A 635-nucleotide genomic window follows, 5' to 3' on the forward strand; every position below is an offset into this window, starting at 1 on the left:
ATCTCGCGCATCTTCTTTCCGTCGACGAGCGAGTTCGCATCGCTCATGCTCACCTTTGCAGTGTTCGGCGCGGGTTGCCTGATGCGCCCGCTCGGCGCGATCGTGCTGGGCTGGCTGATGGACCGGGTGAATCCGCACCTTGTGCTGGCCGCGAGTTACACCCTGGCCGGGTTGTTTATCGCGGCTATCGGCAACCTCACGGCAACGCCGTGGCTGGCTGCGCTGGCCGTGTTCGGCGCGGGCTTCTGCGTGTCGGGGTCGCAGGTCGGCGCCAATGCGCTGTCGGCAGCCTTCTATCCGACCGATTGTCGCGCGACTGGCGTGAGTTGGGCCAATGGCGTTGGGCGTAGCGGATCGGTGGTGGGTTCGATTGCCGGCGGCGCGATGCTCACGGCCGGCATGACGATGCCGGCGCTGTTTATGACCGTCGGGGTGCCCGCTGTGATCGCCGGCGTGTCGATGCTGATGTTCGGTCTGTTCAGAGGCAGCCAGTCGCACGCTGGGCCGGCGACGCCGTTGATCGAACGGACGGCGTCGCGTTGATGACGCGGTGTCGTCAGTGGTGGAAATAGAAAAACAAAATTGCTCCATCATGGCTATCGTGTTCCGGTGCTGATCGTCTATTGCGCCGCTCG

1 protein-coding gene is annotated in these 635 nt (G+C 64.1%); it reads left to right on the forward strand.

Features of this window, described 5'->3' with window-relative positions:
• On the forward strand, positions 1 to 543 hold a 543-nt coding region (locus tag BN2476_RS45225; protein WP_143811277.1), incomplete at its 5' end, for an MFS transporter.
• Positions 544 to 635 lie beyond the last annotated feature (92 nt).

This window comes from Paraburkholderia piptadeniae (assembly GCF_900007165.1).
GTDB classification, from domain to species: Bacteria; Pseudomonadota; Gammaproteobacteria; order Burkholderiales; family Burkholderiaceae; genus Paraburkholderia; species Paraburkholderia piptadeniae.